The 18,457-nt window shown below is 64.0% G+C and carries 19 protein-coding genes; 11 read left to right on the top strand and 8 right to left on the bottom strand.

Translation table 11 applies throughout. The annotated features are described in order from the left end of the window. Positions 1-1,267: 1,267 nt before the first annotated feature. Positions 1,268-1,534 carry a 30S ribosomal protein S20 gene (gene rpsT, locus AB7532_RS34840; protein WP_212083530.1) on the bottom strand — a complete coding sequence of 89 codons (267 nt, stop codon included), beginning with the start codon at positions 1,532-1,534 and terminating at the stop codon, positions 1,268-1,270. Positions 1,535-1,909: 375 nt separating this feature from the next. Here rpsT and AB7532_RS34835 point away from each other — a divergent pair, with 375 nt between their 5' ends. The 3 genes from AB7532_RS34835 to AB7532_RS34825 all read left to right on the top strand — a co-directional run bounded on the left by AB7532_RS34835 (position 1,910) and on the right by AB7532_RS34825 (position 3,965). Beyond that, positions 1,910-2,227 carry a hypothetical protein gene (locus AB7532_RS34835; protein WP_091898220.1) on the top strand — a complete coding sequence of 106 codons (318 nt, stop codon included), beginning with the start codon at positions 1,910-1,912 and terminating at the stop codon, positions 2,225-2,227. A gap of 175 nt (positions 2,228-2,402) precedes the next feature. Continuing rightward, positions 2,403-3,059, top strand: a complete 657-nt coding sequence (msrA, locus tag AB7532_RS34830) for a peptide-methionine (S)-S-oxide reductase MsrA (RefSeq protein ID WP_441239159.1) — start codon at positions 2,403-2,405, stop codon at positions 3,057-3,059. A gap of 156 nt (positions 3,060-3,215) precedes the next feature. Beyond that, positions 3,216-3,965, top strand: coding sequence for a polysaccharide biosynthesis/export family protein (locus AB7532_RS34825; RefSeq protein ID WP_441239158.1), 750 nt, complete (start codon positions 3,216-3,218; stop codon positions 3,963-3,965). Between the two features lies 1 nt (position 3,966). Here AB7532_RS34825 and AB7532_RS34820 read toward each other — a convergent pair whose 3' ends face one another. The 4 genes from AB7532_RS34820 to AB7532_RS34805 all read right to left on the bottom strand — a co-directional run bounded on the left by AB7532_RS34820 (position 3,967) and on the right by AB7532_RS34805 (position 6,564). Then, positions 3,967-4,446, bottom strand: coding sequence for a hypothetical protein (locus AB7532_RS34820; protein ID WP_441239157.1), 480 nt, complete (start codon positions 4,444-4,446; stop codon positions 3,967-3,969). Positions 4,447-4,595: 149 nt separating this feature from the next. Further along, the gene (locus tag AB7532_RS34815) at positions 4,596-5,270 is read right to left on the bottom strand and encodes a dienelactone hydrolase family protein (protein ID WP_441239156.1); all 675 of its coding nucleotides are present in this window, start codon (positions 5,268-5,270) and stop codon (positions 4,596-4,598) included. Positions 5,271-5,437: 167 nt separating this feature from the next. After that, entirely contained in the window at positions 5,438-5,779 is a 342-nt protein-coding gene (locus AB7532_RS34810) for a hypothetical protein (RefSeq protein WP_441239155.1), read from the bottom strand. Positions 5,780-5,799: 20 nt separating this feature from the next. Continuing rightward, a complete protein-coding gene (locus AB7532_RS34805; RefSeq protein ID WP_441239154.1) occupies positions 5,800-6,564 on the bottom strand; it encodes an alpha/beta fold hydrolase in 765 nt (254 codons plus the stop codon). A 311-nt stretch (positions 6,565-6,875) separates the two neighbouring features. On the opposite strand from AB7532_RS34805, the gene AB7532_RS34800 reads away from it, so the two are divergent. The 3 genes from AB7532_RS34800 (at position 6,876) to AB7532_RS34790 (ending at position 11,147) form a co-directional block, all read left to right on the top strand. Further along, complete coding sequence (locus AB7532_RS34800; protein WP_441239153.1) at positions 6,876-7,367, top strand: (2Fe-2S)-binding protein; 492 nt, start codon at positions 6,876-6,878, stop codon at positions 7,365-7,367. Continuing rightward, on the top strand, positions 7,364-9,646 hold the full coding sequence (locus AB7532_RS34795; protein WP_441239152.1) for a molybdopterin cofactor-binding domain-containing protein: 2,283 nt from the start codon (positions 7,364-7,366) through the stop codon (positions 9,644-9,646). Before AB7532_RS34800 ends, AB7532_RS34795 begins: the two co-directional genes overlap by 4 nt. 409 nt (positions 9,647-10,055) lie before the next feature. Then, entirely contained in the window at positions 10,056-11,147 is a 1,092-nt protein-coding gene (locus tag AB7532_RS34790; protein ID WP_441239151.1) for an HD domain-containing phosphohydrolase, read from the top strand. Positions 11,148-11,278: 131 nt separating this feature from the next. On the opposite strand, the gene AB7532_RS34785 is transcribed toward AB7532_RS34790, so the two are convergent. Together AB7532_RS34785 and AB7532_RS34780 are read right to left on the bottom strand one after the other, a co-directional pair. Further along, a complete protein-coding gene (locus tag AB7532_RS34785) occupies positions 11,279-12,859 on the bottom strand; it encodes an AMP-binding protein (RefSeq protein WP_441239150.1) in 1,581 nt (526 codons plus the stop codon). A gap of 184 nt (positions 12,860-13,043) precedes the next feature. Beyond that, entirely contained in the window at positions 13,044-13,454 is a 411-nt protein-coding gene (locus tag AB7532_RS34780) for a VOC family protein (protein WP_441239149.1), read from the bottom strand. A 141-nt stretch (positions 13,455-13,595) separates the two neighbouring features. Here AB7532_RS34780 and AB7532_RS34775 point away from each other — a divergent pair, with 141 nt between their 5' ends. Both AB7532_RS34775 and AB7532_RS34770 read left to right on the top strand, forming a co-directional pair. Further along, entirely contained in the window at positions 13,596-14,570 is a 975-nt protein-coding gene (locus AB7532_RS34775) for a Bug family tripartite tricarboxylate transporter substrate binding protein (RefSeq protein WP_441239148.1), read from the top strand. 150 nt (positions 14,571-14,720) lie between these two features. Further along, positions 14,721-14,993 carry a DUF3551 domain-containing protein gene (locus AB7532_RS34770; protein ID WP_441239147.1) on the top strand — a complete coding sequence of 91 codons (273 nt, stop codon included), beginning with the start codon at positions 14,721-14,723 and terminating at the stop codon, positions 14,991-14,993. A gap of 180 nt (positions 14,994-15,173) precedes the next feature. On the opposite strand, the gene AB7532_RS34765 is transcribed toward AB7532_RS34770, so the two are convergent. Next, positions 15,174-16,418, bottom strand: a complete 1,245-nt coding sequence (locus AB7532_RS34765) for a S1C family serine protease (protein WP_441239146.1) — start codon at positions 16,416-16,418, stop codon at positions 15,174-15,176. Between the two features lie 187 nt (positions 16,419-16,605). Here AB7532_RS34765 and AB7532_RS34760 point away from each other — a divergent pair, with 187 nt between their 5' ends. The 3 genes from AB7532_RS34760 to AB7532_RS34750 are packed head-to-tail and all read left to right on the top strand — an operon-like array spanning position 16,606 to position 18,368. Then, positions 16,606-17,223 carry a hypothetical protein gene (locus AB7532_RS34760; RefSeq protein ID WP_441239145.1) on the top strand — a complete coding sequence of 206 codons (618 nt, stop codon included), beginning with the start codon at positions 16,606-16,608 and terminating at the stop codon, positions 17,221-17,223. Beyond that, on the top strand, positions 17,210-17,584 hold the full coding sequence (locus AB7532_RS34755; RefSeq protein ID WP_441239422.1) for a transcriptional regulator: 375 nt from the start codon (positions 17,210-17,212) through the stop codon (positions 17,582-17,584). Before AB7532_RS34760 ends, AB7532_RS34755 begins: the two co-directional genes overlap by 14 nt. A 28-nt stretch (positions 17,585-17,612) precedes the next feature. Then, a complete protein-coding gene (locus AB7532_RS34750; RefSeq protein WP_441239144.1) occupies positions 17,613-18,368 on the top strand; it encodes a di-trans,poly-cis-decaprenylcistransferase in 756 nt (251 codons plus the stop codon). The last annotated feature ends 89 nt before the right edge of the window (positions 18,369-18,457 follow it).

The following is an 18,457-nucleotide window of genomic DNA, read 5'->3' as shown; positions in this document are numbered from 1 at the left end:
CATTTGAAAACTTTTACTGAGAGATAAAGTTGCGTTGTGAGCGCCATGCAGGGTTCCTGCCATCAGGATGTCTGCAATGGCGTGACCTCGAGCGATTCCGTCGTCGGACACAGCTCCGCCGTTCGACGCGAACGCCGCGGTCAGATCAGCGATGTCAGAGATGGTGGGGTCGCGAGGTCAGCGCGTACTCTGCGCTCCGTCACACGCGGGAGGCTGGTGGTCTGACGAATCCAGGACGGCATCGTTGGAGTATGAGACTTGTTTCAATACCGCGTTGAGTTCGTAAGACATGATACCTCCCCGTCCTGCCGTGATTGCTCACGGCAAGGTCCTGCGTGTCCATAAGGCAACCGCGTCATAGTCGTGTCGCGGATGCCTGCCCGTGTACTAGTCGTCCGCTCGACTTCGCCAACATCCGCGTCGGGGCAGCTTCGCGACGTCTCTCATGTGCGCCTGGCGCGAGCGGGATGCATGAGATCCCGCTTGGAGACATTCAGACAAAGAGCTACCGTTCCCACATTGCTATGGGTTTCGTGACCGACAATCGCTTGTTGATGCGTCGCCAACGTGCACACCGCCGCCGATTTGCACGCTCGCCCCGTTTCCGATACCGCGCTGGTCTCAAGATCGTGGGCGCCGCTGACGACTTAAGGAATACACCAAGCGGAAAGACTCGCAACGAAATTGATTCACAGTTGAGGCGTTAAAAATCTTGACCAGCGTTAACGCCGCGCGCGAGTTGTTCACAGGCTTGCGACCAAGTTTCTGGATTCGTGCACAGATTCGAAAATGCGGCGCCTCGTGTGACAATTCGCAGCCACTGCCAAAAAATTTTTACAAAAGCGTCACGCACGCGACGCGCGGGCGATTTTTCCAAATGCTTGTTCGCACTATGTCGATAAGTTGTTAGCGAGACATCGTTTTTTGAGTCTCGTTTCACAGGGTAACCCATCATGTGATGTGTTCCGGTGAAACTACGGTGTGCAGAACTCTCGCGCATACGAATGCAAGTTAGCCCCGTCCCGCAGGGGTTTTTTGCAGCGCAGTGAAAGTTTCCGCTGTTGCAAAAACATCGGCAGGTAGAATTACGGAACACATCCTGGGGCGACGATGCAAATCTTCCAATTGAAGATGAGACGTCGCGTGACTGTTTCCGGGAATATGACCGGCAACAAAAAAGCCCGGCACGAGGCCGGGCTGTTTGTCGTACCGATCGGGTCAACCGATCAGATGATGCCGCGAGACTTCGCGGCGTTACTTCGAAACGTTACTTGGCGAGCTTGGCGATCTGCGCGGTGAGGCGCGAGACTTTGCGGCTGGCGTTGTTCTTGTGAATGATGTTGCGCTGGGCGGCGCGCATCAGAGCGGGCTCGGCATTCGCCAGCGCCTTCGCGGCAGCGGCGCGATCGCCGGTCGCGATGGCTTCCTCGACGGTGCGGACGGCACCGCGCATCTGGGTGCGGCGCGACTTGTTGACGGCGGTGCGGCGGGCGATCTTGCGCGTCGCTTTCTTGGCGGAGGTGGTATTGGCCATGGTCTCAATGTCCTTTGCGGTACCGGTCGCGTCTTGTTCGGGTAGCGCCGGCTGCTTGACCGCTGAATCGACGCTCGGATTTAGGGTGTTCGGTTGCTAGGCTGCTCCCGGAACATGAGGCCTCAAAGAGCTCTAAGCTCAAGGAGCCTGCAACTGCTCAAAGAACAGCGGCGGCAGGATTGCGCCCACCGCCAGTTGGCGCCCTTATAGAGAGGGTCTGCGGCACCGTCAACGCTTTCCGGGGCGGGAAAACACGCCCCCGCGCGGTCAAGTGCGTGCCGTAACGCCCTGAAGAGGTTGAATTTCTGCCGTCGTCCGGCTATTGGCTGGCGACGTCCCGGGGTCGTCCGATCGGACGACCATATAAGGTGAGGCATGATCCGCGGCTTTTTCCGACTGATTGGGCTGTTGCTGCTCGCCGGCGGGTTCATCTTCATGGTCTACGACGGCGCCCGCTGGGTCGCCGACCAGACCCTCAAATTCACCCGGTTCGGCCAGTTCTGGAACGACATCAATCAGGCCAGCCAGACGGCGTTCCGGACCTGGGTCGAGGCCAAGGCGCCCTGGCTCTGGACCTCGGTGATCCGCTTGGTGCTGGACCAGCCGGTCTTCGCCGTCCTCGGCATTCTCGGCATCCTGCTGATGATCCTGTTCCGTCCGCGGAAACCGCTGATCGGATATTCCCGGGATTGATCTTCAATTCCCGCCGGGATTGATCTTTCAATTCCGGCCGGGATTGAGCGCCGCACGGGGCGCGGCGTAACAAAGCTGCCGCTTCCTGCGTAGATCCCTATATTCCCACCAGATCGCGAGCACGCCGCCTGAGCATCTGGCTCACGCGACGGACAGCTCGTTGCGGAGATCCATCATGCTGTTCATGCGCAAGTCCACCGCATTGCCGAGCGCAACTGAGGCGCTGCCCGGCCGTGCCCAAGCCATCCCCACCGCGAGCATCCATTTCGTCAACGGCAGCAAGCTGCAGCAGCCCTATCCCGCCGGCCTCGAGCAGGCCGTGTTCGGGCTCGGCTGCTTCTGGGGCGCCGAGCGGAAGTTCTGGGAGCTTGGCGACGGCGTTTACACCACCGCGGTCGGCTATGCCGGCGGCCACACGCCGAATCCGACTTATGAGGAGACCTGCTCGGGACGCACCGGCCACACCGAAGTGGTGCTGGTCGTGTTCGATCCCAAGAAGATCTCCTACGAGAAGCTGCTGAAGATTTTCTGGGAGAGCCACAACCCGACGCAGGGCATGCGCCAGGGCAACGATGTCGGCACGCAATACCGAAGCGCGATCTACACGTACTCGGATGCGCAGAAGAAGGCGGCGGACGAGTCCAGGGCGCTCTATCAGAAGGCGCTTGCCGCAAAGGGTCTCGGCACCGTCACCACCGAGATCGCGCCCGCCGGCGAGTTCTATTTCGCCGAGGACTACCATCAGCAATATCTGGCGAAGAATCCCGCCGGCTATTGCGGCCTCGGCGGCACCGGAGTGTCGTGCCCGATCGGCGTCGGTGTGAGCGCGTAGGCTCGCTACGAACTCGTCATGGCCGGGCTTGTCCCGGCCATGACGGAGTGTGCGGTGCCATCGCGTCCGCATGGCCGAGCTGATACCCCCCGCAAACGCTTTGTTAACCATAACCGGTGCATCACTGGAGCTGTCTCGTTCTGAGGGATAGGTCCGGTGCCGGTTGCACGCGCGTTTCGATCGTCGATCTCGGTAGTCACCCTGGCAGCGTCCGCCGCGCTGACCCTTGGCGGCTGCATGCAGACCGCCGGCCCCGTCGCCTATGTGCAGCCGCGCCCCGATCTCGACTCCATGGCCTATGGCCAGCCCTATGGCGCTTCGCCGCCGGTCGTCGTTGCCAACAGCGGTGGCGGCGCCATCGCCGCGCTCAGCAATTCCTTTACCTCATCGCCCGGACCGATGCCGGTCGGCTATGCCGCGCCGATGGCGGCGCCCGTGCGCTACGACTCCTCCTACCATCTCGACGCCGGCGACAAGCTGCGCGTCGTGGTCTACGGCCAGGAAGGTCTCACCAACAGCTACGCCATCGATGCCGGCGGCTCCATCACCATGCCGCTGATCGGTGGCGTGCCGGCACGCGGCCGTACCCCTGCGGGACTTGCCGGCGAGATCGCCGCGCGCTTGCGCAACGGTTTTATCCGCGAGCCCTCGGTTGCCGTCGAGGTCGAGTCCTATCGCCCGTTCTTCATCCTCGGCGAAGTCTCCGCGCCCGGCCAATATCCCTATGTGCCGAACATGACGGTGGAGAGCGCAGTGGCCATCGCCGGCGGTTTCTCGCCGCGCGCCAAGCGCGACGTCGTCACCGTCACGCACACCGAGGCCGGCGGCTCCATGCGCGCCGTCGTCCCGCTCGGCACGCCGCTGGCCCCGGGCGACACGGTGTTCGTCGGCGAGCGCTGGTTCTAGTTCACCGCCTGAAATCCAGCCGCCCGTTCGGAAAACATCCGTCGATCCTGATGGTATCGACCACGAGTCCGATCCATGGCCGTGTGATCGCCGGATTGGTCAGGTTGATGTATTTCCCGACCAGGCGGGAGCCCTCGCGCGCAGCATCGATCAGCCCGTGCCGCCGGCCGTGGTCCCAATCGAAGCGCAAATAGATCCGCGTGCCGATCATCCGCGCTTCCGCGTGTCCTGTCTTCCATGCCTCCGGCGTGTCGCCGGCAATGGTCGGATCGGCGCCGCCGTTCCAGCGGCTGGCCCATGCGCCTTCGAGCGGATCGGACGGCGCGGCGATGGACGCCCATGCCGCCGCATTGACGTCATCAGCATTGCCGGCAAGTGTCGCGATCGCGGCATAGTCCATGACATCAGCGTCATCCGGCGCGGGGACGTCCATCGTCCCGAACGGATTGCGAATCACGAGGTTCGTATTGGCCTGCTGCATGACGATCTCCCGGCGTGAGTTGGCTCGATCAGCCAGCTCTATCGCCGGGTGCCGGGATGCAGCCACCCGATTCCTGCTCTCTCGTCTCGTCATTCCGGGCTCGCGACTTCGTCGCGCCCCGGAATGACGGAGGGAGAAAGCTGGATGCGCTACTTCGTCAAATGCTTCGCGAAAAATTCCAGGCTGCGTGGCCAGGCGATATCCGAGCTGGTCTTGTCGTAGCTCGGCCGCTCGTCGCAATGGAAGCCGTGCTGCGCGCCAGGATAGACGAACACGTCCACGTCCGGCCGCTTCGCCTTGACGGTCTCGACGTCGGTGAGGGGAATGCCGGTATCCTTCTCGCCGAAATGCAATTGCGTCGGCACCTTCGGCGTCTCGTCGGCAAAGCGCACGACGGCGCCGCCGTAATAGCCGATCGCGGCTTTCAGGCCCGACAGCCGCGTCGCCGCGACGAAGGCGATGCTGCCGCCGAGACAAAAGCCGATGATGCCGACCGGGCCGACGCTCTTCACTGCGTCGATCGCGGCCTGCGTGTCGCGCAGCATCGCCTCCCAGTCGGGACTGGCGACGAATTTTCGCGCTTCCGCGATCTCGTCGGGCGTATAGCCCGACTGGAAGCCCGGCGAGGTCCGGTCGAAGATCGACGGCGCGATCGCGACATAACCCTCGCTGGCAAGGCGATCGCAGACCGAGCGGATGTGGTGATTGACGCCGAAAATCTCCTGGATCACCACCACCGCGCCCTTCGGCGCGCTGGGCGGATCAGCGCGATAGGCGCCGAGCTGGAAATTGTCGGAAGCCGTCAGCTTGATGTCTTGTCCCACGCGGGTTGTCCTTCTTGGTTGGTCGTCGATCCGAAATCCGTGCTGTCACTCCTCATCCTGAGGAGCGCGTCAGCGCGTCTCGAAGGATGCAAGGCCGAGATGCGGCAGCGGGGGCCTTCATGGTTCGAGACGGCGCTTCGCGCCTCCTCACCATGAGGAGATAGGCCTCACTCCCACATCCAGTTCTCGCCGTAATCCTCTTTCCATCCGGCCAGCCGGCCATGACGGAATTGCAGGAACAGGCGATGGCGATAGGGGATCAGGCCGCTGCCGCCGAGCTTGCGAAGCGCGAGATAGATCTCGTTGCCGGGACGACCCCGCACATATCGCAGTTCTTGTCCCAGAGCATGCGCGGTCTGCGCGGCGTCCATGCCGAAGGCGAGCGGAATGTTGTTCGACAGGCTCGTAACGAAAGGCTGGCGCGGCGGCATGCCGCCGAACGGCTCGGCCTGCACGGGCGCAGACATCGACAGCAACACCACGCCCGTGGCCAATATCGCCTGTTTCATCGCTCGTGTTCCCGTCCGATCTATCCCGGCAAGTTCTTCAGGAAAGGCACCACCGCGTCAACAAAAGCCTCGGGCTGATCGATGTTGACGGCGTGTCCGGCGGCGGGGATCACGATTTTTTGTGCGCCGGGGATTTTTGCGGCCATGTAGTCGGACGCCGCCAGGAACGGCGTGTCGTCGGCGCCGACCACGATCAGGCTGGGCACCTTGATGTCAGGCAGCAGCTCGATCACGCGCGCGTCGCGCTGGGTGAGCATGCCGCGCGCGGCGAGCGCCAATCCCCTGGCGTTGCGATGGCTGGCGGTGGCGCGCTCGCGCGTTGCCGATTTCAGCATCGCAAGTCCCTCTCGATCGAGCTTCTCGGCAGTGCCGAGCGCCCGCGCATTCCAGGCCTCGCGCGCGTCGTCCTTCTTGAAGCCGGGGCCGGTGTCGATGATCAGCAGCGCGCGGGCGCGATGCGGAAAAGCGCGATAGAACGCGAGCGACATGTAGCCGCCGAGCGAGAGCCCGCCGATGATCGCGCGCTCCGCGCCGACCGCATCGAGGATCGCCGCGATGTCGCCGACCGTGAGCGCTTCGCTATAGGCGTCGGGATCATCAGGATAATCGGACTGGCCGTGGCCGCGCATGTCCCACAGGATCAGCTGGTAGTCCTTCGCCAGCGCATCGACCTGCCCATGCCACATCGCGGAGGTCGAGGAGTAGCCGTGGGTGAGCAGCAGCGGCGGTCCGTTGCCATGAACCTCGTAGTAGATTCCGACGCCGTCCCGATCGATCTTCGGCATTCCACCCACCCTTGTTGCTCTTGTCCTTCGGCCATCCTAGCTCGCAGGGTTACTCGGAGGAAACCGCCGCGAACGCGATGGCACGCATGTGAGACGCGCTGCTTGTTGCGTTCAGTCGCTGTATTCAACGCCGTTCTCGCAACGCACAACACTTGGCCGTCGCGATAGTTTCGATCGTTTCTAAATTGCATTTGCCTCTGGCCGTGAACGCGATCATTCTCGCGAGCAAGGTGGCCGCCGGCCCGGTGGGCGTCCGCCATTCAAGTGTTGCCGCCGTAAGCGGCTTCATGCACCGGCAGGGGAAGACGCCTATGCCAACGCTCACCATCAACGGGCGGAGCATGCCCGTGGATGCGGCAAACGACACGCCGCTCCTTTGGGCTATCCGCGAACAATTGCAGATGACCGGCACGAAATTCGGCTGCGGTGCCGGGCTGTGCGGCGCCTGCACCGTGCACGTCAACGGCGAAGCCGTGCGCTCGTGCCAGACCATGCTCAGTGAGGTCGCCGGCAAGAAGATCACCACCATCGAAGGCCTCGCCCCCAAGGGCGATCATCCGTTGCAGAAGGCGTGGATCGCCGAGCAGGTTCCGCAATGCGGCTACTGCCAGTCCGGGCAGATCATGCAGGCGGCTTCGCTGCTGGCGAAGAATCCCAATCCGACCAAGGACGAGGTCGTGGCGCACATGGACGGCAATCTCTGCCGTTGCATGACCTATTCGCGGATCCAGAAGGCGATCATGCGTGCCGCCACCGAGATGCGCACCGCATCCGCCTCCGGCAACGAACGGAGGCCCACATGAACGAGCACGTGAAGAACATCACGCCTGAGACCACTGATCTCAGCCGCCGCTCCTTCCTCGTCGGCACCGCCGCGACCGGGCTCGTGCTCGGCTATGCCGGCGTGCCCGGCATCGGTGAGGCGCTCGCCGCGCCTGCGAATTTCGAGCCGAGCGTCTGGTATGCGATCGCGCCCGATGGTCTCGTCACCGTGACCTGCGGCAAGGCCGATATGGGGCAGCACATTGCTTCCACCATGGCGCAGATCGTGGCCGAAGAACTGGGTGCGAAGTGGAGCGACATGCGCGTCGCACTCGCTTCCAACGATCCGAAGTTCAACGACCCCGTGCTGGGTGCGCAGATCACGGGCGGCAGCTGGTCGACCATGATGAACTTCGATGCGATGAGCAGGGCCGGTGCGGCCGGGCGCATGGCGTTGACCGAAGGTGCGGCGGCCTCCATGGGCGTGCCGGCGGGTGAGCTCGTGGTGCGCGATTCCATGATCTCGCACCCGAAGTCGAAGAAGCAGATGTCGTTTGCTGAAGTCGTAAAAAGCGGCAAGGCGACGAAAACCTTTACGCCTGATGAGCTCAAGGCGATCAAGCTGAAGGCGCCCGATCAGTACACCATGATCGGCGTATCGGTGCCGCAGCTCGACATTCCCTCCAAGACCAACGGCACGGCCAAATACGGCATCGACGTGATGCTGCCGGGCATGGCCTATGGCGCGGTGGTGACGCCGCCGGTGCGCTTCGGCGCCACGGTGAAATCGGTCGACGATTCGGCCGCGAAGAAGGTGCCGGGCTTCATCAAGGCCGTCACCCTCGACGACAAGACCCAGACGACGTCCGGCTGGGTTGTCGCGGTCGCCAGCACCTATGCCAATGCCAAGAAGGCGGCGGCGGCCTTGAAGATCGCCTATGACGGCGGTCCGAACGCGAAACTGTCGAGCCAATCGCTGCTCGATGAAGCCATGCGGCTTCAGAAGCTGGAGGATTCCGGCCAGTTCTTCGTCAAGGACGGCGATCCCAATGCGGCGTTCGGCACGGCGGCCAAGGTGGTGGAGGCGGAGTACACCACCAGCATCAACATCCACGCGCCGATGGAGCCGATGAACGCCACCGCGGAGTTCAAGGGCGACATCCTGCACATCTATTCCGGCAACCAGTTCGCGACGCGCTCCGGTGCGATCGCGGCAGGTGCCGCCGGGATCGATCCGAAATTCGTGGTGATGCATCAGATGTGGCTGGGCGGCGGTTTCGGCCGCAGGCTCGATGCCGACATGATGATCCCCGCGGTGCAGGCGGCGAAGGCGATCGGCAAGCCGGTGAAGGTGATCTACACGCGCGAGAACGACATGACGATGGATTTCTCGCGTCCGCTCACCTACCAGAAAGTGAAAGCCGGCGTGGACGGCGACGGCAAGCTCACAGCGCTCAGCCACGACGTCGTGTCGGCCTGGCCCACTGCGCGCTGGGGCATCCCGGACTTCCTGTCGCCCTCGGTCGACAAGAAGGGGCCGCTCGACGCCTTCACGGTCAACGGCGCGGACTTCTTCTACACCGTGCCGAACCACCATGTGCGCGCGATCAAGAACGAGATGGCGCACAACGCCACGCCGTCTGGGCAGCTTCGCTCGGTGGCGCCGGGTTGGACGTTCTGGGCGATCGAAAGCATGATCGACGAGGTCGCGATTGCGGCCGGGAAAGACCCCGCGCAGTTCCGCATCGCGCTGCTCGACGGCAAGGGCAAGAACGACGGCGGCGCGCAGCGCTTACGCAACACGCTGCTGGCCGCAATGGGGCTGTCCGGCTACGGCACCCGTCAATTGCCGAAAGGCGAGGGCATGGGCGTCGCCTGCGTCTCCTCGCAGGAGCGTGCAACCGCGAGCTGGACGGCCTGTGTCGCCCATGTCGCGGTGGCCGCATCGGGCGAGGTGACCGTGAAGAAGCTCACGGTCGCAACCGACGTCGGCACCCAGGTGCATCCCGACAACATCCGCGCCCAGGTCGAGGGTGCGGCGCTGTGGGGCCTGTCGCTGGCGATGTACGAGAAGGCGACGCTGAAGGACGGTGGCATCGAGCAGACCAATTTCGACAGCTACACGCCGCTGCGCATGAGCCAGGTGCCGGAGGTCGCAATCGCCGTGATCGCCAATGGCGACAAGGCCACCGGCGTTGGTGAGCCCGCCGTGACGGTCGTCGCCCCCGCGATCGGCAACGCCATCTTCAACGCCAGTGGCGCCCGCGTCCGGTCGCTGCCGATCACGGCCGAGGCCGTGAAGGGGGCGATGAAGGCGTAGGGCTGGTCGAAGGCTGCTAGAGACAATCCGCCGGAGGGGTGCTTCCGGCGGATTTGTTTTGGGAGCCGCCACCACGATCCCGGTGTCATGCCCCGCGAAAGCGGGGCATCCAGTACGCCGCGGCCTCTCGTTCGATCCGCGCCGTCCCGGCGTACTGGCTGGCCCGGTCAAGCCGGGCGACGACAGCGGGGCGCGGTGAGAGAAGGGCCAAAAATCCTCTTTCATTATCAATGACATCCCTACTGTGCATGGGGTTGTTTTCGCTCTTTTGTTGTTCCTGCGTCGGAACCCAATTCCCTAAAATTGCGTGCAATTCCCAAAGCATCCATTGAGCACGCCTCTTAAGGGCCGGAGAACCTGATCCGGCTTAGGCTGACGCCAAATCCAATCCCGTGCTTTTGGGGAAGCCATGAACGCGCCAGCCAAATCCGCTAAACGCCGGCTCTTGCTCGCCTCCGACCGGAGCGACGCGAGCACCGAGCTTGCCAGCATCCTGAAGGCGGTCGGCGACGTCTCGACGGTGTCGACGCAGGAGATTCCCGAGCAGCCCTCGCGCGATCTGTCCGGCCTCGTCGTCGACATCAATCTGCGCGCGCCCGAGAGCGTGCAGCGCGTGCGCAACAAGCTGCGCGGCGAGGGATATCGCGCCATGCCGCGGCTGTTCGTGCTCGCGGACGCCCTGCATCACGGCACCATGCAGGCCTGGGCGCTGGGCGCCACCGACACCATCTCGCGGCCGCTCCAGCCCGAAGACATCCTCCAGCGCATCCGCGCCGCATTCCCCGACACGGCCACCTATGACGCGACCGATCGCGGCAAGACGCTCAACCGCGGCGTCGAGGCGGCGCATGCCGTGCTCAAGAAGATGTTCGAGAAGCTGCCGCTCGGCGTACCCCTGACCTTCGACGACGTCATCGCCGCCGAGAACAAGATCCTGAAGGCGATCAAGCATTCCTCGCTGCGCGAATGGCTGACGACGGTGGGCTGCCATCATGTCGGCAGCTATCGTCACTGCCTGTTCGTCACCGGCTTTGCCGTGTCCTTCGCGCAGCATCTCGGCATGCGCGAGGACGACCAGCGCCGCCTGACCCGCGCCGCGCTGCTGCACGATGTCGGCAAGGCCTTCGTTCCCTCGGTGCTGCTCGACAAGCCCGGCAAGCTCACCGACGAGGAGATGGCCGAGGTCCGCCAGCATCCGCGCCGCGGCTATGACGCGCTCGCAGCCCAGGGCGGCTTCCCGCCGGAGATGCTGGATGTCGTGCTGCATCACCACGAATTCCTCGACGGCTCCGGCTATCCGAACGGCCTGTCGTCGAACCAGATCAGCGACATCGTGCGCCTCACGACGATCGTCGACATCTATGCCGCTCTCGTCGAGAAGCGCGCCTACCGCATGCCGTTCACGCATTCGCGCGCGTTCACGATGATGGAAGGCATGGGCGGCAAGCTCGACCAGCAACTGTTGCAGGCGTTCCGCCCGGTGGCGCTCGGGTCGTTCTGACGCAGCATTCTCCGCTGCCGTAGGGTGGGCAAAGGCGCAGCGCGCCGTGCCCACGAGCTTTCTCCGATCATATCCAGAAGGTGGGCACGCTTCGCTTTGCCCACCCTACGGCAGCTCGTGATTTGGCGCCGCTACCCCACCATCTTCCTTAACTCCGCCTTCGCCACCTTCTCCAGCGTCGAGCGCGGCATGTCGTCGACGAGCCTGATCTCGCGCGGCACCTTGAAGTCGGCGAGCCCCTTGCGGCAGGCGGCCATCACGCTGTCGTGGAGATCGGGCGCGGCTCCCGCGACGCCGCCATGCGGGATGATGAAGACGACCGGCACCTCGTCCAGCATCGGATGTTTCTTCGCGACGACCGCGGCCTCGCGCACGCCGGGGACCACCGCGATCACCTGCTCGATCTCGGAGGCCGCGACGTTCTCGCCGCCGACCTTGAGCATGTCCTTGGCGCGGTCGCCGAACTTGATGAAGCCGTTTGTCAGACGCTCGACGCGGTCGCCGGTGAGGAAGAAGCCGTGCGCGTCGAAGCTCTCGCGCGTCGCCGTTTCATTGTGCAGATATTCGGCGAACAGCGACAGGCCGGGGATGCCCTTGATCGCGAGATTGCCGGTGTCGCCGACCTCGGTCGGCCGCCCGTCATCGTCGGTGATGCGAATCTCGTATTCGGGGGCGGAGCGACCGATCGACATCGGAATGTTGGGCTGGTCGATCTCGCCGATGATGCCGTGGGTGATGGTCTCGGTCATGCCCCACCAGCCGATCATCTTGACGCCGAACGCGGCAAATGCCGGCGGCTCGTTGATGGCGGTGCCCCACAGCCGGAATTTGTGGTCCTTCGGGATCTCCTGCTCGAGCAGCGCCTTCATGCAGAACGGGATGGTCGAGGTCCAGGTCGAGCCATGCTCGCGCGCGACGCCCCAGAACCGGCTGGCGGAGAAGCGCGGCTGGATCACACAGGAGCCGCCGACCCACAGCGTCGCCAGCATCGAATAGGCCAGTGCATTGGTGTGGAACAGCGGCAGGTAGGTCTGGTGCACGTCGCCGGCGTGCAGGTCCTCATGCGCGGCGTTGATCTTGGCGCCCCACAGCGCGTTGGCGTGGGTCCAGAGCACAGCCTTCGGCCGCGACGTCGTGCCCGACGTGTATTGCACGCTGCATGGCGCAAGCGGATCGGTTGCGCGCCTGGGACGGTCGGCGCTGTCGGCGAACAGGGATTCAAAGCGGTCACCGCGCGCGACGGCTTGCGCGGGAGCCACGCCCGCATCGTGCGAGGTCACCGCCATCCAGCGAATGTTGCGGCAGTTCTGCGCGACGATCTCGGCATAGGCCGGCTGCGTGATCGCGGCGACCGCGGCGCAATGATCGGCGAAATATTCGATCTCCGCCGGCGCCGAGCGCGTGTTGGTGGTGACCGCGATGGCCCCACACTCGACGCAGGCAAACCAGGCCAGCAGCGTCTCGATGCAATTGTCGAGATGAATGAGTACATATTCGCCGGGCTTGACGCCGCGCCTCGCCAGCCCCGCCGCGAGCGCGCCGACCCGTTCGTGAAACTCGCCATAGCTCCAGCGCCGCGCCGGCGCGTCGAACGGCGCCCAGATCAGGAACGGATGATCACGGCGCACCTCTGCGCGCATCTTCAGGAGCCATGGCACGTCGAGCCCGTCGAACGGGCCGACAATTCCGGATGTGGTGCGGTGACTAGGCATGGCTCCTCCCGTGCAGCCAGCATCTTGCTGGCTGCTGCTTTTCGATGATTGCGTCTTCCTGCTCCCTCCGCCGTCATTGCGGGCGCAGCGAAGCAATCCAGAATCCCTCCGCGGGGACAGTCTGGATTGCTTCGCTGCGCTCGCAATGACGGTGTTTGGGGCGGGCGGTGTGGCCCTGCCGGCCTCAATCCCCGTACGACGAAATCTCGATCAGGCTGCCGTCCGGATCGCGGCAATAGACCGAGCGCAGCGTGCCGCGGGCGCCCTGCTTGGGAACCGGGCCTTCCTCGATGGCGACGCCATGTGCCCTTAAATGCGCCACCACCTCGTCGGGCGCGGCGGAGGTAAGGAAGCACAGATCCTCGCTGCCCGCGGTCGCCTGGTCCGCGGTGAACCATTCCACCTTGTCGGCATCGCGCGGCCGGACGTTGATCTTCTGGTTACCGAACTGGAGAGAAGTCCGCGGCGCTTTGCCGCCGCCGGGGTCGAATACCTTGACTTCCATGCCGAGAATCTTGCGGTACCACTCGGCGGTCGCTGCGACGTCGGTGACGTTGATCACGAGATGATCGAGGGCTTCGACCTTGACCGGCATGCCTTATCCTTTCGTCGTGATGCGCTGCACGCACTTTCCGCGCTCCGTAAGCTTTGTTACAACCGCGCCGACGCCACTTTCAAGTTATCCGGCCTTCAAGAACATCGGCCCTTCAAGAACAACACTGGGAGAACCCTTGAGATGATCACTCGCCGTTCCGCGCTGGGCCTGCTCGCCGCCACGCCTCTTGCAGCCAGCCCACTGTCGAAAGCCTTTGCCGCCGACTATCCGGCCCGGCCCGTGAAATGGGTGGTCGGCTACCCGCCGGGCGGCGCCACCGATATTCTGGCGCGGCTGATCGGCCAGCGCCTGTCGGAAAAGCTCGGCCAGCAATTCGTGATCGAGAACAAGCCGGGCGCCGGCAACAATATCGGCACCGAATCCGTCGTCAACGCCGAGCCCGACGGCTACACGCTGCAGCTGGTCAATCCGGCCAACTACATCAACGCCTCGCTCTACACCAATCTCAAGTTCAACTTCGTGCGCGATATCGCGCCGGTCGCCTCGTTCCAGCGTGTGCCGAACGTGATGACCGTCAACAAGGACGTGCCGGCCAAGAACGTCGCCGAGTTCATCGAATATGTGAAGGCCAATCCCGGCAAGGTGAACATGGCCTCCTCCGGCAACGGCACGTCGGTGCATCTCTCCGGCGAGATGTTCATGGCATTGACCGGCTGCAAGATGCAGCACGTGCCCTATCGCGGTGCGGCGCCTGCGATCACCGACATGCTCGGTGGCCAGGTGCAGGTGATCTTCGACAATATGCCCTCGATCATCCAGCACATCCGCTCCGGCTCGCTGCGCGCGATCGGGGTCACCACCACCGAGCGCTCGCCGCAACTGCCCGACGTGCAGCCGATCGCCGACACCGTGAAGGGCTATGAGGCCAGCGCGCTGTTCGGCATGGGCGCGCCGAAGAACACGCCGAAGGAGATCATCGCCAAGCTCAACAGCGAGATCAACACGCTGATGAAGGAGCCCGACATGACCAAGCGGCTGGTCGAGCTCGGCGGCGAGCCTCGCGTGCAGACGCCGGAAGCATTCGGCGAGGAGATCAAGGCCGAGACCGAGAAGTGGAAGAAGGTCGTCGAGTTCGCCGGCCTGAAGGTCGAGTAGCGATCTTGTGATGACCGGGATTGGAGCCCTGCCGTTCGGCAGGGCTTTTTTCTTGCGTATGTCGTTCCATTGATCTGGAATAAAACGGCGCGGCGAAACCTGATGATGATGTGGCGCGTATCTCGCGCGACCAGAAGAGGAGTTGGAATCATGCGCATGATGCAAATGGCGCTGTCCGCGCTGTCCGTCATGGTTCTCGCCGGTTTCGCCAACGTCACGCCCGCCGCGGCCCGCGACTATCCCTGGTGCGCCCAGGGCGGAGAATACGACTATCCCGGCGAATGTGCCTACAGCACCTACGAACAGTGCCAGGCCAGCGTGTCAGGGCGGCTGCTGTTCTGCGATCGCAATCCTCGCATGGCCTACGGACCGCCGCCGCAACCGCAGCCGCGCCGTCGTACGCGGCCCGTCGCGCCATACTAAGCGCCGCTGGCTGCGCGATTTCGTTGTTGGGAACATCAAACGCATCACCGTCACCCTGAGGTGGCCGCTCCCTTCAGCGGCCCTCGAAGGGCGACGGCCCGGCTACATCCGGGCCGATTCATCCTTCGAGGCTCACACTGCGTGTGAGCGCCTCAGGATGACGGGGTTAATATCGCCCCACTACCGCTTCGCGTCGGCCTGCTCCGTCCCGTTGCACGAGATCAACATCGTGTACGGCCGCGCGTTGCCGGCAATGTCCGTGGTCTTGAGCTCGCTCTTCGGCTCGGAGGTCTGGTAGGGCACCACGGAATTGTCGAGGAAATCGCGCAGCGCGCCCGTCTTGATGGCGAAATTGATGTTCTCGGGGATGCTGCCGGTGGCGACGGCGACTCGCAATCCGTCGAGCTTCCCGGTGACCACGCCCACGATCTGGCCGGTCGTGTCGAACAGGGGGCCGCCGCTATTGCCGGGCTGCACGGGGGCACTGATTTGCAGGAAACGCGAATCGTTGCGCATCCCGCTGAGCGAGCTCACGATCCCGGTCGTCACGGTGAAGTCCGAGGTCAGCAGGCCGTGAAAGGGGAAGCCGATCGCGACGACGGAATCGCCGGAGCGAATCGAACGGTCGCGGATGCGGGCGAAGTCCTTGAATGTCGTCGTCGACGGCGCCTGCAACAGGGCGAGGTCGTTGTTGACGTCGCTCGACACGACGCGCAACACCATCGCGGCCTCGCCGGTGAGGTTGCCCTTGATGTCGCCGACGCAGCCATTGATCACATGACTGTTGGTGACGATGTGACCATTCGCGCTGACCACGAAACCGGTGCCGCTCTTGGCCCGGGCGGCCTTGCTGCTGGCGGGTGGCGCCTGCTTGTCCGGCCCGGGCTGTGGCTTGGCGGCGATCTTGGCGAAGTCGCCGGCCTTGCTTAGCCCGTCAGCTTTGACTCGCGTGACGCAATTTGCCAGCGCCGCGATCACGGGCCCGGTCGAGGTCAGGTCGAAATTCAGGACGGTGCGGCCGCTGGTCGCGACCATCAAGCTTGCCTTCTGAAACGCGCGCACGACGTTGGCAGGCATGATGGATGAGAGCATGTTCGTCTGATTGGCCGTAGCAAACAGCCTGGCTTGCTCCCGCCCGTCAAAGATGACGTCGATCGCGGCGTTCTCGCCCTTGGTGAAGCGATAGCTGGGACTCGCAAAGCTCAATATCCATGAGCCGCCCGCATTTTGACCGACGACGAGGATGACGCCGTTGCCATAGGGCGACGTTGCGGCGCAATGGGAGAACTCACCGGTCTCGTCATTGGTGAACGCCCCGCCGATCCAGTTGCCGACATTGACGGAGCCGAACGGACCCTTCGCATACGCGCCTGCCGCGATGCCGACTTGCAATAGCGACGCAACGACCAATGACCTAAGCCACATGCTTCCCCCCGGAACGCCTTTGCATCCATCTTATCCGTCAGAGGACGGGTGGCGCAACCGGCAGTTGTCGCCGCATGAGCGGCGACATTGCAGCTTGCCTTTACTTTGCGATCCTATATACTTTGCAATACAAAGTTCAGGGGCTGTGCAGCCCGACAATTGGGCGGAGCGAGGTTTGGCGTTGCCAATGCGCGATCTCGACAAGGCACTGGCCGACATCGTGGCGATCCGCAGCCAGATTGCGGCGGGCACGGCGTTCCGCGGCTATGGCCCGGCGACGATGGCTGCCACCGGCGTCATCGCGCTCGTGACCGCGATCCTGCAATTCTGGCTGCTCTGCGATCCCACCGGCGAGCCGCTCGGCTTCTTCTTCGGCTGGTTCATGGCCGCCGTGTTCTCCGGCCTGATGATCGGCATCGAGATGCGCGCGCGCTCGCGCCGTCATCATTCAGGTCTCGCCGATGCCATGATCCATCAGGCGGTCGAGCAATTCCTGCCCGCCGGCGTTGCCGGCGTGCTGCTCGCGGTGGTGATGTGGAAGTTCGCGAGCGAGACGCTGTGGCTGTTGCCGGGCCTGTGGCAGATCCTGGTGTCGCTCGGCATCTTTGCTTCCGTCCGCTCGCTGCCGCGTAGCGTGGCGCTCGCGGGCGCCTGGTATTTCATCTCCGGTTTCGCCGTGGTGGTGCTCGCGAGCCGGACCCACACGCTGTCGCCATGGACCATGGGACTGCCTTTCTTGATCGGGCAGTCGGTGATGGCGGCCATTCTGTATTTCGCGTCCGGAGACCATGATGTCGAAGACTGACAGCGCGCCCTTCTCCTATGAAGGGCTTGACCGCGTGATCCACGAGAAGGCGAGGCTCGGACTTCTGACCTCGCTGATGGCGCATCCCAAAGGTCTGGCGTTTGCCGATCTCAAGCAGCTCTGCGGCCTCACCGACGGCAATCTCAGCCGCCATCTCGGCGTGCTCCAGGAAGCCGGCCTCGTCGAGGTGACCAAGGGTTACGAGGGCAACCGCCCGCATACCACCTGCCGCCTGACCAAGGCCGGCCGCCGCCGCTTCCTCGACTATCTCGCCGTGCTCGAGCGGCTGGTGCGCGATGCCGCCAAGGCCGCCGGCCGCGAGGCGCCGCCGCTCGGCCGTCTCGGCATCATCTCAACCTGATCCCCCTTTTTTGACCGGAGACTTTGCAATGCAAAGTGACAAGACCTCTCGTAATATGACCGCTCGCAGCGAGAAGCTTCACGTCGGCATCATCATGGACGGCAACGGCCGCTGGGCGACGCGGCGCGGGCTGTCGCGCCTACGTGGCCACGAGGCCGGCGTCGAGACCATCCGGCGCATCGTCGAGGCCGCGCCGAAGCAGGGCATCGGCACGCTGACGCTCTACGCTTTCTCCACCGACAATTGGCGGCGGCCGAAAGCCGAGGTCGCCGCGCTGATGACGCTGCTGCGCTTCTATCTCGCCAACGAAGTCCAGGCTCTCGTGAAGAACGGGGTGCGTCTCACCGTGATCGGCCGCCGCGATCGCCTGCCCGACGGGATCGCCAATGCGATCTCGCGTGCCGAGGACGCCACCGCCCAGGGCAGCACGCTTCATTTGCGCATCGCCGTCGATTATTCCGCGCGCGACGCCATCCTCAACGCCGCGGCCAAGGCGGCGGCGCTGACCAGCCTCACCCGCGAAGCGTTCTCGCAGCTCGTCACCGGCGAAGCCGGCCTGCGCGACGTCGATCTCATCATCCGCACCTCCGGCGAGAAACGACTGTCGGACTTTCTTCTGTGGGAAGGCGCCTATGCCGAACTGCATTTCACCGAGCGGATGTGGCCCGAATTCGACGCAGGCGATCTCGCCACGGCGCTGGACTCCTTCCATGGCCGCGAGCGTCGCTTTGGCGGGCTCCAGGCGATCATGCCGGAGGAGGTGCCCTCACTCTCCCGGGCCTGATGTCGAAGTGGGGCTGAGCAAGGAGCTCCGCAGCAGTTATTGACGATGTCTTGAGTTCAGTCGGGGGATTGGGCTTCTTCATAGAAGTG

The sequence above is a fragment of the Bradyrhizobium sp. 930_D9_N1_4 genome (assembly GCF_052076015.1).
Taxonomy (GTDB): Bacteria; Pseudomonadota; Alphaproteobacteria; order Rhizobiales; family Xanthobacteraceae; genus Bradyrhizobium.
This window is presented reverse-complemented; position numbering and strand designations above follow the sequence as displayed.

Bases quoted from the DNA above. Each gene is read 5' to 3' on its own strand.
- AB7532_RS34790 (WP_441239151.1), top strand. From the start codon at position 10,056: ATGAACGCGCCAGCCAAATCCGCTAAACGCCGGCTCTTGCTCGCCTCC.
- AB7532_RS34750 (WP_441239144.1), top strand. From the start codon at position 17,613: ATGCAAAGTGACAAGACCTCTCGTAATATGACCGCTCGCAGCGAGAAG.
- AB7532_RS34785 (WP_441239150.1), bottom strand. From the start codon at position 12,859: ATGCCTAGTCACCGCACCACATCCGGAATTGTCGGCCCGTTCGACGGG.
- AB7532_RS34755 (WP_441239422.1), top strand. From the start codon at position 17,210: ATGTCGAAGACTGACAGCGCGCCCTTCTCCTATGAAGGGCTTGACCGC.
- AB7532_RS34800 (WP_441239153.1), top strand. From the start codon at position 6,876: ATGCCAACGCTCACCATCAACGGGCGGAGCATGCCCGTGGATGCGGCA.
- AB7532_RS34760 (WP_441239145.1), top strand. From the start codon at position 16,606: ATGCGCGATCTCGACAAGGCACTGGCCGACATCGTGGCGATCCGCAGC.
- AB7532_RS34835 (WP_091898220.1), top strand. From the start codon at position 1,910: ATGATCCGCGGCTTTTTCCGACTGATTGGGCTGTTGCTGCTCGCCGGC.
- rpsT (WP_212083530.1), bottom strand. From the start codon at position 1,534: ATGGCCAATACCACCTCCGCCAAGAAAGCGACGCGCAAGATCGCCCGC.
- AB7532_RS34810 (WP_441239155.1), bottom strand. From the start codon at position 5,779: ATGAAACAGGCGATATTGGCCACGGGCGTGGTGTTGCTGTCGATGTCT.
- AB7532_RS34775 (WP_441239148.1), top strand. From the start codon at position 13,596: ATGATCACTCGCCGTTCCGCGCTGGGCCTGCTCGCCGCCACGCCTCTT.
- AB7532_RS34780 (WP_441239149.1), bottom strand. From the start codon at position 13,454: ATGCCGGTCAAGGTCGAAGCCCTCGATCATCTCGTGATCAACGTCACC.
- AB7532_RS34805 (WP_441239154.1), bottom strand. From the start codon at position 6,564: ATGCCGAAGATCGATCGGGACGGCGTCGGAATCTACTACGAGGTTCAT.
- AB7532_RS34820 (WP_441239157.1), bottom strand. From the start codon at position 4,446: ATGCAGCAGGCCAATACGAACCTCGTGATTCGCAATCCGTTCGGGACG.
- AB7532_RS34795 (WP_441239152.1), top strand. From the start codon at position 7,364: ATGAACGAGCACGTGAAGAACATCACGCCTGAGACCACTGATCTCAGC.
- AB7532_RS34765 (WP_441239146.1), bottom strand. From the start codon at position 16,418: ATGTGGCTTAGGTCATTGGTCGTTGCGTCGCTATTGCAAGTCGGCATC.
- AB7532_RS34770 (WP_441239147.1), top strand. From the start codon at position 14,721: ATGCGCATGATGCAAATGGCGCTGTCCGCGCTGTCCGTCATGGTTCTC.
- msrA (WP_441239159.1), top strand. From the start codon at position 2,403: ATGCTGTTCATGCGCAAGTCCACCGCATTGCCGAGCGCAACTGAGGCG.